This is a genomic window from Serinicoccus sp. JS2-9 (assembly GCF_059025165.1).
Genome location: NZ_CM180091.1, coordinates 3,123,314 through 3,136,382, shown reverse-complemented (window position 1 = coordinate 3,136,382; position 13,069 = coordinate 3,123,314). Strand labels below are relative to the sequence as shown.

Sequence of the window (13,069 nt, the reverse complement as noted above, 5' to 3'; positions counted from 1 at the left end):
CAGGGCAGATCGAGGAGCCATGGACGCACGGAGCACTCCACGGGAACGGCTCGACACCCCGGCGATCGTCGCGGCGGCGGTGGCCCTCGCCGACGAGGACGGCGTGGATGCCCTGTCGATGCGACGCCTGGCCGACCGGCTGGGGTTCAAGGTGATGGCGCTCTACCACCACGTCGCGCGCAAGGAGGACCTGCTCGGGCTCATGGTCGACGCGGTCGCGGGCACCATCGAGATCCCGGATCTGAGCTCGCCCCCGGTGCATCGGATCCGGTCGCTGGCGATCGCCACGCGGGAGGCCTTCGTCCGGCGTCCCTGGGTGCCGATGCTGTGGCAGCGTCACCTCCCCGGCCCCGAGCGCATCGACCACATGGAGGCGCTGCTGCTGGCCTTCGCCGACAGCGACCTGTCCCCAGACCTCGCCCATCACGGGTTCCACGCGGTCAACAACCACGTGCTCGGCTACACCCTCCAGGAGCACACGATGGGGCCGTCCGGCAGCGAGGACGTCTCGGCCGTCATCGAGGGCTTCCTCGCGTCCCTGTCGCCCGAGGCGCATCCACACACGATCGCCCACGTCCAGCAGCACCTCGAGGGCGACACCGAGCGCAGCTTCGAGCTCGTGCTCGACCTGATCCTCGACGGGCTCCTCAGCCTGAAGGCGGAGCGCAGGACGTGAGCCGCTCGGTGGCGGGCGCCGCGCCCACCGTCGGTCAGTCCTCCGGGTGGTCGGGTCGCCCGAGGCGCTTGCGCAGGCGAGCGGCCTCGGCGGCGATGTCGGCCTCCGTGGGCTCCCTGTCGAGCACGAGGCCGGCCCCATGGATGGCGACCCCGATGCCCCAGCCCATCATGGCCCAGACCGGCCAGAAGTAGCTGCCGATGCCGCTGGTCACCAGCCAGATGACCGTCAGCAGCGTCATGACCAGGGCGTAGACGGTGGCGTGCTGCCGCCACTCCTGACGCGCCTCGATCCGCGCCAGCGCCCGCTTGCGCATCTCCGGGTCGAGCTCCATGCTCGGCCGGTAGGGCTGCAGCGGGGCAGGGCCGGGCTCGCCGACGGCGTCGCCGGGGCCGGACAGCGGCTCGCTCATGTCGGTCAGGCTACCGCTCATGCCGAGCTCGGCCTGCTGGTGCGCCGCTGGTGTCCCCGTCGCCCGTCGCGCCCGCCGCCGAAGACCACGAAGAAGCCCCACCCGATCATGGCCCAGAGCGGCCAGAACGAGCCGCCGCCGCTCATCGCCCAGATCGCCACCAGCAGGCCGATGCCGACGACATACTTGCCCAGGCGGGTCCCGAAACCGCCGCGGCAGCCCACCCCGTGGTGCCGCGCGGGTGCCGGGGCCTCCTGCCCCGGCCCGCCGGCCCCGGCGCCCGGGATCTCCTCGCGCCCGCCGGTGCCGGGCGTGGGCAGGGGCGGGGGAGTGGTGGGTCCCTGGGTGCCCTGGGTGATCGTCGGCTGGCTGCTCATCTCGGTGTCCTCCCGCGTGGTGCCTGATCGTCGTCCTCGACGCTACGGCGCAGGACGCGCGCCCGGCAGTGACAGACGTCAGGGGTATGCCGTGACACCCACGGCAGATCCTCCGTCCGCGGCCCTTTCGCACAGGCCCCTGCCCGAGTGACCACGGGATAGCACGACCTCCATCGTGAAAGACGGCGATGAAGGTCGTGCTAGGCCGTGGTCGGTCTGGTCCGGGCCGCGGATTCGGCCCCCACGGGCGTGGGACGGCTGTGACGGGCGTGAAGATTGGGTACGGTGCGACCGTGGCCAAGACTGCGACCTCCCCGACCCGCGCCAGCTCCGGCGGTGGCACCCGCCGACCCGCGAGCAGGGCGAGCTCGACGCAGCGCACCTCGGGCCGAGGCGCGTCGGCCGGCAAGGGCGGCTCCGGCTCCCGAGGCCGGGCCAGCCAGTCCGCCCAGGCCGGACCCTCGCTGCCCGGCCGTGCCGTGCGGGGCATCGCCGGGGCCACCGGAGGCACCGTGCGCGCGATGACCGACACCGCCCGCGACCTCGAGCCCGAGCACCGCCGCGACGGCGCCGGCTTCGTGCTGCTCGCGCTCGCCCTGGTCGTGGCCCTGCGCGAGTGGTGGCAACTCGACGGCAGGTTCGGTGACATCGTCCACGCCGGCGCCGCCGGCACCTTCGGACGCGTCGCGCTCGTGCTTCCCGTGGTGCTCCTCTTCTTCGCGATGCGGCTCTTCCGGGCCCCCGACGAGCAGCAGGCCACCAACCGGATGAGCATCGGCACCACCGCCCTGCTCGTCGCCGCGAGCGGCATCACGCACCTGGCCACCGGCAACCCTGACTACGCCGAGGGGGCCCGCGCGCTGCAGAACTCCGGCGGCATCCTGGGTTTCCTCGCCTCGTCGATCCCGGCGGCGGCGATCACCGTGACCGGCGCCTACATCGTGCTCAGCCTGCTCGGCCTCTTCGGCTTCCTCGTGCTCACCCGCACGCCGGTCCACCGCATCCCCGACCGGCTCCGCGAGGTCGAGCAGCATCTCTTCGACTCCGCCCGGTTCGACGAGGTCGACGAGGACGGCAACCGGCTGCCTCGGCGTCGCCGCCGCGCCGGTGACGTCGACGGCGCCCGGGACGGCGACGTCGCCTTCGAGCAGGCTGCCGTCGTCGAGAAGCGCGCCCCGCGCAAGGCCCCGCGTCGGGCCCCTCGCGCGGCCCGACGCGAGACCGACGAGCCCTCCGACGTCGACGCCACCGGCGACGTGCCGCCCCCCTCCGGCCGTCGCGCGGGGTCGCGTCGGGCCACGGTCGCGGAGGGCGGGGCCCCGGCGGACGACGAGACCACCGAGGAGATCCCCGCCCTGCGCCCCGGGCAGAAGCGTCCCTCCCCGCAGAGCGCGGTCGACAAGGTGAAGCAGAAGGCCGCCGCCAAGCCCGAGCTGGAGGCCCCGCCGACCGCCCAGCTGCCGCAGCGGGTGGAGCAGCTCCAGCTCGCCGGCGACGTCACGTATACCCTCCCCGACTCGACCCTGCTCAAGCCCGGCAGCCCGCACAAGGAGCGCTCGGAGGCCAACGACCGGGTGGTCGAGGCGCTGACCGGCGTCCTCGAGGACTTCAACATCGACGCGCAGGTCACCGACTTCACCCGGGGCCCGACGGTCACCCGCTACGAGGTCGAGCTCGGCGCCGGCGTCAAGGTCGAGCGCATCACCGCGCTCTCCAAGAACATCGCGTATGCCGTCGCCAGCGCCGATGTGCGCATCCTCTCCCCGATCCCCGGCAAGTCCGCGGTCGGCGTGGAGATCCCCAACGCCGACCGGGAGAACGTCAACCTCGGTGACGTGCTGCGTAGCCAGGCGGCGCGCAACAACACCCACCCCATGGTCATGGGGGTCGGCAAGGACGTCGAGGGCGGCTACGTCATCGCCAACCTGGCCAAGATGCCGCACATGCTGGTCGCGGGCGCCACCGGCTCGGGCAAGTCGAGCTTCGTCAACTCGATGATCACCTCGATCCTCATGCGCTCCACGCCCGATGAGGTGCGCCTCATCCTCGTCGACCCCAAGCGGGTCGAGCTCACGGCCTACGAGGGCATCCCGCACCTCATCACGCCCATCATCACCAACCCCAAGAAGGCCGCCGAGGCGCTGGCGTGGGTGGTCAAGGAGATGGACCACCGCTACGACGACCTCGCGGCCTTCGGCTACAAGCACATCGACGACTTCAACAAGGCGATCCGGGCCGGCAAGGTGACGCCCAAGCCGGGGTCGGACCGGGTCCTGCAGCCCTACCCCTACCTCCTCGTCGTCGTCGACGAGCTCGCCGACCTCATGATGGTGGCGCCGCGGGACGTCGAGGAGTCGGTCGTCCGCATCACCCAGCTCGCGCGTGCCGCGGGGATCCACCTGGTCCTCGCCACGCAGCGCCCGTCCGTCGACGTGGTCACCGGGCTCATCAAGGCCAACGTGCCGAGCCGGATGGCCTTCGCCACCTCCTCGCTGGCCGACTCCCGCGTCGTCCTCGACCAGCCCGGTGCGGAGAAGCTCATCGGCCAGGGCGACGCACTCTTCCTGCCCATGGGCGCCAGCAAGACGATGCGCGTGCAGGGCGCCTGGGTCGCGGAGTCGGAGATCCACGACGTCGTCGCGCACGTCACCGGTCAGCTCACGCCGAAGTACGTCGAGGAGGTCATCGCGGCCCCCGCGAAGAAGCAGATCGACGAGGACATCGGCGACGACCTCGACCTGCTGCTGCAGGCGACCGAGCAGGTCATCACCACCCAGTTCGGCTCCACGTCCATGCTGCAGCGCAAGCTGCGCGTCGGCTTCGCCAAGGCGGGCCGGCTCATGGACCTCATGGAGAGCCGGGGCATCGTCGGGCCCTCGGAGGGCAGCAAGGCCCGCGACGTCCTCGTCAAGCCGGACGACCTCGAGGCCACGCTGGCGCTGCTCCAGGGCCAGGACCCTCCCCACCCCGAGGTGGAGACCGACAGCGCTCCCTTCGACGCCGACCCGGCCGAGGTCGTCGACGACGGGCAGGACGACGGCGGCGCGGGGCATACCGCGGGTGCGCCCGGACCGAGCGCCTCCGGCGGCAGCCGCTACGACGACGACCCCATCTCCGGCAGCTACGTCGAGGAGGACGAGGCGCCGGAGAGCGAGGACGCCTGGGGCCTCACCGGGCGGGACTGAGCCGGCGCCGGACACACCGCGGCCTCCATCACTCCCGCCTGCGCGGGAGCGACGGAGGCCGCTGCCACGGGGAGCCTCAGTCGAGCCCGAAGGCGCCGATGAGCTCCTGCTCGACGGTGTTGCCGGCGTCGTCGGCGGCCGTGGCGCGCAGGGAGACCCAGTCGCCGCTGCGGTCCGGCCGGAAGGTGCCGGTCCACGCGTCCCCGTCGGCCTCGGCCGGGGCGGTGAGGTCCGGGGGGCCGGTCGGGTCGTCAGGAGCCGAGACGGCCGCCGTGGCCGTGACCCCCGTCAGGGGAAGCAGGAGTGCGACGGTGAACGCCGCGCGTCGTCGGGCAGGCATGTCAGTCCTCGAGTGTGGTGGGGCGGCACGGTCGTGGCCGCTCCCTCGATGCTGACGGGCGGCGGGGCACGGACTCAACGGTTCGGGCGGGCGGGGGACCGCCATGGCGCGGGTGCGCCATCCGACTGACCGGCCCCGGGGCGGTCAGGCCGCGTCGCGCGCCACGGCCTCCGCGTCCCGCACCACCCGCAGCACGTTGCCGCCGGTGAGCGCCGCGAGGTCGGCGGAGGACCATCCGCGGCTCGCCAGCTCGGCCAGCAGGGCCGGATAGGTCGACACGTCCTCCAGACCGACGACGACCTGCTCGGTGCCGTCGAAGTCACCGCCGAGACCGACGTGCCGGACGCCCGCGACGTCCCGGAGGTGGTCGACGTGGTCGGCCACCTGCGTCAGCGTCGCCTCCGGTCGCGGGTGCTCCTGCTGGCGCCGCAGGCTGAAGGCCGTCATCGCGGGGTGGTCGTTGGGGTCGATGCCGGCGGCCCGCGCCGCCTCGCGCGACCCCACCGTCCACGCCCAGGCGTCCTCGGCGACGAACTGCGGCACGAAGGTCGCCATGCACACCCCGCCCTGGGTGGCCAGGGTCTGCAGCACGTCGTCGGGCACGTTGCGGGGAGAGCTGCACAGCGTCCGGGCGTTGCTGTGGCTGAAGATCACCGGCGCGCGGGACGTGGCCAGCGCGTCCCGCATGGTCGCCGCAGCCACGTGCGAGAGGTCCACGAGCATGCCGAGACAGTTCAGCTCACGCACCACGTCGCGGCCGAAGCCGGTGAGCCCGCCGTGCTCCGGTGCGTCGGTCGCGCTGTCCGCCCATGGGGTGTTGTGGTTGTGCGTCAGGGTGAGGTAGCGCACCCCGAGCGCGTGCAGCTGCCGCAGCACCCCGAGCGAGGAGCCGATGCTGTGCCCACCCTCGGCCCCGAGCAGCGAGGCCACCCGCCCCGCGCCGACGGCGCGCTGCACCTCGTCGGCGGTGGTCGCCAGGGCCAGCCGATCGGCATACCTCTGGACGAGGCGGTGGACGAGGTCGATCTGCTCCAGGGCGGCGACCACGGCCTCCGGTTCGGGCAGCGAGGACGGCACGTAGACCGACCAGAACTGCGCTCCCACGCCGCCGCGACGCAGGCGCCCGAGGTCGGTATGCAGCCCGTGCGCCGACGTGTCGACCCGCAGGTCGAGGTCGAGGGCACCGTCGGCGCCGCGGAGCTCTCGCAGCGCCCAGGGCAGGTCGTTGTGCCCGTCGACGACGGGGTGTGGCCGCAGCACGGCCGCGATGTCGAGGGGTGGGGAACCCGCGCTCATGTCAGCTCGACGCCGAGGTGAACTGCGAGAACAACGGGCCCGAGAGGATCTCCAGGCGGTACAGGATGGTGAGAACAAGCGCGAGCGAGGAGAGCGCGAGCAGGATCCATCGGCCCGGACCGATCGGGAGCAGCGAGGCGAGGGCGAGGCCCCCGCAGACGCACGACAGGGACATGACGTCGCGCATGCGGGCGGCGATCCCGTCGGGGTCACCAGGCAGATAGCCCATAAACCAGGACTCGAGGAAGAACCCTGCAGCGATCAGGGCGATCACGAGGCCGATTCCTGTCTTCATCCCCTGATCCTCACCCGACGAGGCGATGTCGGGCAAGCTGCGCCGCGACCGGGTCACGGGAGGCTGCGCAGGTGCTCGTCGATGAGCCTGGCGATCTCCTCCTGCCCTCGGGCCGTGGGGTGGAACGCCTCCGGTGGCATACCGCGAGGGCCGGTGAAGCCCAGCGAGAGGAGCCACGGGTCGTCGCTGCCGACCCCGTGGCCAGCGAACGCCTCGGTGGGATCGATGAAGGTGAACCCGTAGTACTCCGCGTGGGCGCGCAGGTGTGCGTTGAGGTCCGCGCTCTTGTCGTTGAGCCAGGTGGTCTGCTCCGGCCACAGCCAGCCGTGCTCCTGGAAGGGGTAGCTAGACATGCCCGGCGAGGTGTTGAGGCGAGCGCCGTAGTCGTCGTCGAAGAGCTGGGGGTAGCCCACGATCACGACGTGAGCCGCGTCTCCCGTCCGGGCGCGGATGTCGGCATACATCTCGCCGAGGTTGCCGCCGCCGGGCTCGGTGCCGAAGAGGTCGATCAGGTTCTGCTCGTAGGGGCTGAGGCTCTCCGGGTCGTCCGGATCGGCGGGGGTGTCCCACTCCTCCCAGCACACGCCGCTGCCGAGGATGCAACTCCTCAGGACCGCGCTGAAGTCCATGTCGTTGCCACCCATCGAGACCACCACCATCGAGGTGTCCTCGTTGAGCGCGTCTCGTTGCGGGTCCTCCGAGTTGCCCTGGGTCTCCTCCCAGTAGTCGCTGGTGGTGGCGCCGGAGCACGAGACGAAGGAGGAGTTGTCGCCGCCGAACCACGCGTCGCTGGTGGCGTGGAAGGCGGCGTTGCCGGACCGGTGGCAGGTGTTCCTGGCGGGGGGCTCGCCCGAGCTCCAGAAGTCGTACCAGGGGTGCTCGCCCTCCTCGTCGGTCCCCGAGGCGTAGTTCTCCGCTCCCTCGCCCGCCCCGTAGCTGTCTCCGAGGAAGACGAGGTTGCCGCGGGTGACGTCGGCGCGGGTCCATGCCCTGGAGAGGTAGGGGTCGCCCGTCGGCTCGATGTCCCTGATGGCGGTGCCGCAGCCACCCCCGCCTCCACCGAGCTGTGTCAGCGTGCAGATGGCTCGATCCACGCCCGCGGCGATCGACTGACCGACCCCGGGCGCCGCGACGACCAGGCCCAGCACGATCAGCACCGCGACGACAACTGCTCCGAGCCACTCCACGGCTCCGGCGCCGCGTTCGACCAGCCGGGATCTGGCCATGTCCGTCCCGCGTCGCTCATCTCGGGTCCGAGATCCCCCAGGTGGTGCCGACCTCACCCTGGTGACGCCTCGTTCAGTCCCGTCTCCGGGAGCACGCTCAGCAGCAGCTCGGGGCCGACGTCCCCGAGCCAGTCCCAGTGGGACATCCAGAGCCACCCGGAGTCGTCCGGAGCCAGGGCGATGTGCCGCACCATGCCGGTCTCGGTGGTGGTCTCGGTCCAGGCGGTCCATCCGGCCGGTGGGTCCGGGATCACCTCGATCTCGACGTTGTACGCACCCTCGCCCAGGTCTGTCTCGGTCCCGTCGGGGCGCAGGCCGTAGCCCGCACAGGTCCGCACCGTGTCCACGGCGGTCTGCGCAGCCGCGCCACCCTCGGTCCCGGAGAAGAGGTGCCCTTCGGCCTCGAGGTACTGCGCCTCCCCGAAGACCCAGCGCCGTTGGGCCGCGTCTGCCGGACGCACCGGGTCGAGGTCGACCCCGCAGACGGTCGTCCGGGCGTGCGGACCGTCGGCAGGTGCTGGTCGCCAGCCGGCCGGCAGGTCCAGCACGTCAGGGAGAACGGCGAGCGCCGACCCGTCGCCGCCGGGGGCCACCCCCGGCTCGCCGCCGGTCACGGCGGAGCGCTCCTCTGGTGCTGCGGACCCCCCCGCCGCAGCACCCGAGGCGCCCGACGGCTCCGCCGTTTCCTCGGCGGAGTCCGTCGAGCTCCCGGCCGGTGTCCCCTCCGACGCGGGCTCGGACGGCGTGGTCGGACCGCAGGCCACGAGCAGCAGCGCTGCCGCCAGCAGCGGGACCGTCGTGCGTGCCGTCATCGACCTCACCTCCTGTCCCGACACTGTCAGCCCGGCCCGCCCGGTGTCGTGGGCTCAGGGCCCCAACTTCGGCGCGCGGGCCTGGGTCCTGGCTAGGTCCACCGGCCCAGGCTGCCTAGACTCGGGGCCATGTCAGCCACCCGGAGCGTCGCCGTCGTGACCCTCGGCTGCACCCGCAACGAGGTCGACTCCGAGGAGCTCGCGGGTCGGCTCTCCGCCGAGGGGTGGACCCTCGTGGACGACGCCGCCGAGGCGGACGTCGCCGTGGTGAACACCTGTGGGTTCGTGGAGCAGGCCAAGAAGGACTCCATCGACGCGTTGCTGGAGGCCAACGACCTCAAGCGCACCGGCCGCACCCAGAAGGTCGTCGCCGTCGGGTGCATGGCCGAGCGGTATGGCGAGCAGCTCGCGGCGGAGCTGCCCGAGGCGGACGCCGTGCTGGGCTTCGACTCCTACGCCGACATGTCCGGCCACCTGCGCGGCATCCTGGCGGGGGAGCGGCCGCAGAGCCACGTGCCGCGCGACCGGCGGCAGCTGCTGCCCATCTCGCCCCGGGAGCGGGGCGCCGCCGCCGCCGAGATCGTCCTGCCGGGGCACCAGCAGCAGGAGGCGGAGCAGCGCGAGCTGACCCGGGTGGCACCCGCGACCGGTCCCCGGGTGGTGCGTGCCCGGCTCGACGGTCGCCCCTGGGCTCCCCTCAAGATCGCCTCCGGGTGCGACCGGCGTTGCGCGTTCTGCGCCATCCCGATGTTCCGCGGAGCCTTCGTCTCCCGGACGCCCGAGGAGATCCGCTCCGAGGCGGCCTGGCTGGGTGAGCGCGGGGTGCGTGAAGTCTTCCTCGTCAGCGAGAACACCACGTCCTACGGCAAGGACCTCGGCGACCTGCGCCTCATCGACGCCCTGCTCCCGCAGCTCGCGGACGTCCCCGGGATCGAGCGGGTGCGGGTTTCCTACCTGCAGCCGGCCGAGATCCGACCGGACCTGCTCGACGCCATGGCCAGGACCCCGGGAGTGGTGCCGTACTTCGACATCTCCTTCCAGCACGCGTCCGGTCCGCTGCTGCGCCGGATGCGCCGCTTCGGTGACCGCGAGTCCTTCCTGTCGCTGCTGCAGCAGGTGCGCGACCGCGTCCCGGAGGCGGGCATCCGCACCAACGTCATCGTCGGCTTCCCCGGGGAGACCGAGGAGGACCTCGCCGAGCTCACCGCCTTCCTCTCCGAGGCGCGGCTCGACGTGGTCGGGGTGTTCGGCTACTCCGACGAGGACGGCACCGAGGCGGAGGGGTATGCCGACAAGCTCGACGAGGACACCATCCGGTCCCGCGTCGAGGAGGTCGGCGCGTTGGTCGAGGAGCTCACCGCGCAGCGCGCCGCCGAGCGGATCGGGACCACCGTGGAGGTCCTGGTCGAGGCGGTGGAGGACGACGAGCTCGCCGAGGGCGATGATCTCGCGGATCTCGACGGGGAGGGCCTCGGGAGTAGCGGCTCCGGGGCGCGGCTCGTGGGCCGCGCCGGGCAGCAGGGCCCTGACGTCGACGGCGTGACCTATCTCGTGACCGCCGACGGCGGTCGCCCGCAGCTCACGCCGGGGGCGATCGTCACCGCCCGCGTCGTCGCGAGCGAAGGCGTCGACCTGGTGGCTGTGCCGACCGGCACCTCCGACGCAGACCCGGGCGCGCGGCATACCGGAGCAGGAGCAGGGGTGGAGGCGTGATGATCGGCCCCCACGACCCCGACGGTCCGGACCTCGCCACGGCCGACGTGCCCCCGCGGGTGTCGCCGTGGAACCTGCCCAACGCCCTCACCGTCCTGCGGATCCTGCTCGTCCCCGTCTTCGGCTGGCTGCTGCTCACCGAGGGGGGTGAGGACCTCACACTGCGCTGGTGGGCGCTCGTCGTCTTCCTCGTCGCGATCGCCACCGACTGGGTCGACGGACACCTGGCCCGCAGGCAGGGGCTCATCACCGACTTCGGCAAGCTCATGGACCCCATCGCCGACAAGGCCCTCGTCGGCACCGCCCTCATCGGGCTGTCGGTCCTGGGGCTGCTGCCCTGGTGGGTGACCGTGGTGATCCTGGTGCGCGAGATCGGCATCACGCTCATGCGCTTCGTCGTCATCCGGCGGGGCGTCATCCCCGCGAGCCGGGGCGGCAAGCTCAAGACCGTGCTCCAGGCCGTCGGGATCGCCGTCGTCCTCGCGCCGCTGGGGGGCGTGCTCGACACCCTCGGGCTGTGGATCATGTATGTCGCCACCGTCGTCACCGTCGTCACGGGCATCGACTACGTCCGGCAGGCCTTCGCGCCGCGCACCGAGACCTCGACGTGAGCGACCCCGTCGACCGCCTGGCGGCGACGCTCGTGCGGCGGTTGACCGAGCGGGGGGAGAGCGTCGCGACGGCGGAGTCGCTCACCGGTGGCCTGGTCTGCGCCGCCCTGACCTCCGTGCCGGGAGCGAGCCAGGCGGTGCGCGGGGGAGTCGTCGCGTATGCCGTGTCCGTCAAGGAGTCCGTGCTGGGGGTCCCCGCGGGGGTGCTCCGGGAGCAGGGTGCGGTGTCCCGGGAGTGCGCCGTGGCGATGGCGGTCGGCGGATGCGCCACGACCGGGGCCGACTGGTGCTTGTCCACGACAGGGGTCGCGGGCCCCGATCCGAGCGAGGGCAGACCGGTCGGCACCGTGCACCTGGCGCTGGCCGCGGGGGAACAAGCCGTGGCGCACCAGGTGTTGACCTGTCACGGGTCCCGCGGGCAGATCCGGGACCAGACCGTGACCGCGGCGCTGGAGCTGCTGCTCGACACGCTCGACGCACGCCTGTCGGACGCGCGGGGTACGGTAGACGCAGACCGAGGCACCAGGACGGACCGGAGGAGGGATGACGATGGCACTGCTACGACGTGAGCTGGGCGACGCACTGCGCGAGACCCGGCAGACCCAGGGGCGCACCCTGCGGGAGGTCAGCGCCTCGGCCGCCTGCTCCCTCGGATACCTGTCGGAGATCGAGCGCGGCGAGAAGGAGGCCTCCTCCGAGCTGCTCGCCTCGATCTGCCGTGCGCTCGACGTCCCCCTCTCCGAGCTGCTCTCCAGCGTGGCCGACCGGGTGAGTCTCGCCGAGGCTGCCGAGGCTCAGATGACGACCGTGCTCACCGAGGGCCTGGCCAAGCCGATCGACCACCGCCGGGTCTCCCGCCGCGACACCGTCGTCTCCGCCGCCTGAGCGACGCACACCTGACCACGCTCGTCTGACCGGCCCTCGCCGAGCGACCGCTGGTGCCTCACTCCTGCGGCGTGACCCCCACCCGGTAGCCCCAGGCCGGGAGCTGCCAGACCGAGCCCTCGGCATACTCGACCGTGCTGCCGTCCGTGGCGTCGACGTAGGCGAGGTCCTGACCCGGCGCCACCCCGAGGGTGACCGACGCCGGGGCGCCGCTGAGGTTGAAGGCCGCGACGACGGCGTCCCCCGACTCGTGCACCCGCACGAAGCTGACGACCCGGTCCTCGCCGTCGTTGGGCACCCGCACCATGCGCGCGCCCCAGGCGGCGTTCCACAGCGCCGGGTGCTGCTTCTTCAGCGCGAAGAGGCGACGGTAGAGCTCGCCCTGCGGGTCCTCGCGCCAGACGATCTCGTCCTTGTCGAAGAAGGTGAGCCGCCGGTCGTTGCCGGCCTCCTGCCCGCTGTAGATCAGCGGGATCCCCTCGCTGACCACCGACATGACGACCGCCGCCTCCAGCATCGGGCCGAACTGCTCGTGCTCGGTGCCCTCCCAGGCGTTCTTGTCGTGGTTGGAGACGAAGAGCATCCGCATGATGTCGCGCGGGTAGGCACGCTCGTTCCAGGCGTCATAGACCTTGAGGTCGGTGGCGCTGGCCCGGCCGTCCGCGATGTGGTGCATCGTCTCGTTCCAGGACCAGGCATACGTCGCGTCGAAGGCACCCACGTGCAGGTCGCGGTTCTCCCACTCGGCGAGCAGGAAGACCGGCTTGATCTGCTCCAGCTGGGCCCGCGCCGCCTCCCAGAAGTCCACCGGCACGTAGCCCGCGACGTCGCAGCGGAAGCCGTCGACGTCGGCCTCGCGGACCCAGTGAGCCATGGCGTCGGCCATGTACTCCCGCAGCCCGGGCTGGTCGTAGTCGAGGTCGATGACGTCGTCCCAGTCCCACCACGGCGTCGGCACGAAGTCGCCCTTGAAGTCGGTGCGGTACCACTCCGGGTGCTCGTCGACGAGCACGTTGTCCCAGGCCGTGTGGTTGGCGACCCAGTCGACGATGACCCGCATGCCGAGGTCGTGGGCGCGGGCGACGAAGCCGCGCAGGTCCTCCAGCGTCCCGAACTCGGGGTTCACCGCGAGGTAGTCGCGCACGGCGTAGGGGGAGCCGAGCCCGCCCTTGCGGTTCTGCTCGCCGATCGGGTTGATCGGCATGAGCCAGAGGATGTCGACGCCGAGGCCGCGCAGCCGG

14 protein-coding genes are annotated in these 13,069 nt (G+C 72.3%); 6 read left to right on the top strand and 8 right to left on the bottom strand.

What is annotated here, in order from left to right; all coding sequences use genetic code 11:
• Positions 1 to 19: 19 nt before the first annotated feature.
• A complete protein-coding gene (locus AC5PYY_RS15180; RefSeq protein WP_493897619.1) occupies positions 20 to 676 on the top strand; it encodes a TetR/AcrR family transcriptional regulator in 657 nt (218 codons plus the stop codon).
• Positions 677 to 710: 34 nt separating this feature from the next.
• Here the strand turns inward: AC5PYY_RS15180 and AC5PYY_RS15175 are convergent, their stop codons facing one another.
• Both AC5PYY_RS15175 and AC5PYY_RS15170 read right to left on the bottom strand, forming a co-directional pair.
• Positions 711 to 1,088, bottom strand: coding sequence for a 2TM domain-containing protein (locus AC5PYY_RS15175; protein WP_493897618.1), 378 nt, complete (start codon positions 1,086 to 1,088; stop codon positions 711 to 713).
• A 17-nt stretch (positions 1,089 to 1,105) separates the two neighbouring features.
• Positions 1,106 to 1,465, bottom strand: coding sequence for a 2TM domain-containing protein (locus AC5PYY_RS15170; RefSeq protein WP_493897617.1), 360 nt, complete (start codon positions 1,463 to 1,465; stop codon positions 1,106 to 1,108).
• A gap of 521 nt (positions 1,466 to 1,986) precedes the next feature.
• On the opposite strand from AC5PYY_RS15170, the gene AC5PYY_RS15165 reads away from it, so the two are divergent.
• Positions 1,987 to 4,650, top strand: coding sequence for a DNA translocase FtsK (locus tag AC5PYY_RS15165; RefSeq protein WP_493899394.1), 2,664 nt, complete (start codon positions 1,987 to 1,989; stop codon positions 4,648 to 4,650).
• 76 nt (positions 4,651 to 4,726) lie between these two features.
• Here AC5PYY_RS15165 and AC5PYY_RS15160 read toward each other — a convergent pair whose 3' ends face one another.
• The 5 genes from AC5PYY_RS15160 to AC5PYY_RS15140 all read right to left on the bottom strand — a co-directional run bounded on the left by AC5PYY_RS15160 (position 4,727) and on the right by AC5PYY_RS15140 (position 8,619).
• A complete protein-coding gene (locus AC5PYY_RS15160) occupies positions 4,727 to 4,990 on the bottom strand; it encodes a hypothetical protein (protein ID WP_493897616.1) in 264 nt (87 codons plus the stop codon).
• A gap of 144 nt (positions 4,991 to 5,134) precedes the next feature.
• Positions 5,135 to 6,286 carry a dipeptidase gene (locus tag AC5PYY_RS15155; protein WP_493897615.1) on the bottom strand — a complete coding sequence of 384 codons (1,152 nt, stop codon included), beginning with the start codon at positions 6,284 to 6,286 and terminating at the stop codon, positions 5,135 to 5,137.
• A gap of 1 nt (position 6,287) precedes the next feature.
• A complete protein-coding gene (locus AC5PYY_RS15150) occupies positions 6,288 to 6,581 on the bottom strand; it encodes a hypothetical protein (protein ID WP_493897614.1) in 294 nt (97 codons plus the stop codon).
• A gap of 53 nt (positions 6,582 to 6,634) precedes the next feature.
• Positions 6,635 to 7,807, bottom strand: a complete 1,173-nt coding sequence (locus tag AC5PYY_RS15145; RefSeq protein WP_493897613.1) for an SGNH/GDSL hydrolase family protein — start codon at positions 7,805 to 7,807, stop codon at positions 6,635 to 6,637.
• Between the two features lie 53 nt (positions 7,808 to 7,860).
• Positions 7,861 to 8,619 (bottom strand): hypothetical protein, encoded by a 759-nt coding sequence (locus tag AC5PYY_RS15140; RefSeq protein ID WP_493897612.1) that lies wholly within the window; start codon positions 8,617 to 8,619, stop codon positions 7,861 to 7,863.
• 129 nt (positions 8,620 to 8,748) lie between these two features.
• On the opposite strand from AC5PYY_RS15140, the gene rimO reads away from it, so the two are divergent.
• From rimO to AC5PYY_RS15120, 4 genes are read left to right on the top strand one after another with little or no spacing between them, the layout of a single operon-like run.
• On the top strand, positions 8,749 to 10,332 hold the full coding sequence (gene rimO, locus AC5PYY_RS15135; protein WP_493897611.1) for a 30S ribosomal protein S12 methylthiotransferase RimO: 1,584 nt from the start codon (positions 8,749 to 8,751) through the stop codon (positions 10,330 to 10,332).
• A complete protein-coding gene (gene pgsA / locus AC5PYY_RS15130; protein ID WP_493899393.1) occupies positions 10,332 to 10,943 on the top strand; it encodes a CDP-diacylglycerol--glycerol-3-phosphate 3-phosphatidyltransferase in 612 nt (203 codons plus the stop codon). Before rimO ends, pgsA begins: the two co-directional genes overlap by 1 nt.
• Positions 10,940 to 11,512: a CinA family protein gene (locus AC5PYY_RS15125; protein ID WP_493897610.1), complete on the top strand. Its 573-nt coding sequence runs from the start codon at positions 10,940 to 10,942 to the stop codon at positions 11,510 to 11,512. The genes pgsA and AC5PYY_RS15125 overlap by 4 nt, the downstream gene beginning before the upstream one ends.
• Positions 11,493 to 11,828: a helix-turn-helix domain-containing protein gene (locus tag AC5PYY_RS15120; protein ID WP_493897609.1), complete on the top strand. Its 336-nt coding sequence runs from the start codon at positions 11,493 to 11,495 to the stop codon at positions 11,826 to 11,828. The genes AC5PYY_RS15125 and AC5PYY_RS15120 overlap by 20 nt, the downstream gene beginning before the upstream one ends.
• A 58-nt stretch (positions 11,829 to 11,886) precedes the next feature.
• Here the strand turns inward: AC5PYY_RS15120 and AC5PYY_RS15115 are convergent, their stop codons facing one another.
• A complete protein-coding gene (locus tag AC5PYY_RS15115) occupies positions 11,887 to 13,065 on the bottom strand; it encodes an alpha-amylase family glycosyl hydrolase (protein ID WP_493899392.1) in 1,179 nt (392 codons plus the stop codon).
• Positions 13,066 to 13,069 lie beyond the last annotated feature (4 nt).

Bases quoted from the DNA above. Each gene is read 5' to 3' on its own strand.
- AC5PYY_RS15155 (WP_493897615.1), bottom strand. From the start codon at position 6,286: ATGAGCGCGGGTTCCCCACCCCTCGACATCGCGGCCGTGCTGCGGCCA.
- AC5PYY_RS15160 (WP_493897616.1), bottom strand. From the start codon at position 4,990: ATGCCTGCCCGACGACGCGCGGCGTTCACCGTCGCACTCCTGCTTCCC.
- AC5PYY_RS15140 (WP_493897612.1), bottom strand. From the start codon at position 8,619: ATGACGGCACGCACGACGGTCCCGCTGCTGGCGGCAGCGCTGCTGCTC.
- AC5PYY_RS15150 (WP_493897614.1), bottom strand. From the start codon at position 6,581: ATGAAGACAGGAATCGGCCTCGTGATCGCCCTGATCGCTGCAGGGTTC.
- AC5PYY_RS15165 (WP_493899394.1), top strand. From the start codon at position 1,987: ATGACCGACACCGCCCGCGACCTCGAGCCCGAGCACCGCCGCGACGGC.
- AC5PYY_RS15175 (WP_493897618.1), bottom strand. From the start codon at position 1,088: ATGAGCGAGCCGCTGTCCGGCCCCGGCGACGCCGTCGGCGAGCCCGGC.
- pgsA (WP_493899393.1), top strand. From the start codon at position 10,332: ATGATCGGCCCCCACGACCCCGACGGTCCGGACCTCGCCACGGCCGAC.
- rimO (WP_493897611.1), top strand. From the start codon at position 8,749: ATGTCAGCCACCCGGAGCGTCGCCGTCGTGACCCTCGGCTGCACCCGC.
- AC5PYY_RS15170 (WP_493897617.1), bottom strand. From the start codon at position 1,465: ATGAGCAGCCAGCCGACGATCACCCAGGGCACCCAGGGACCCACCACT.
- AC5PYY_RS15120 (WP_493897609.1), top strand. From the start codon at position 11,493: ATGGCACTGCTACGACGTGAGCTGGGCGACGCACTGCGCGAGACCCGG.
- AC5PYY_RS15180 (WP_493897619.1), top strand. From the start codon at position 20: ATGGACGCACGGAGCACTCCACGGGAACGGCTCGACACCCCGGCGATC.
- AC5PYY_RS15145 (WP_493897613.1), bottom strand. From the start codon at position 7,807: ATGGCCAGATCCCGGCTGGTCGAACGCGGCGCCGGAGCCGTGGAGTGG.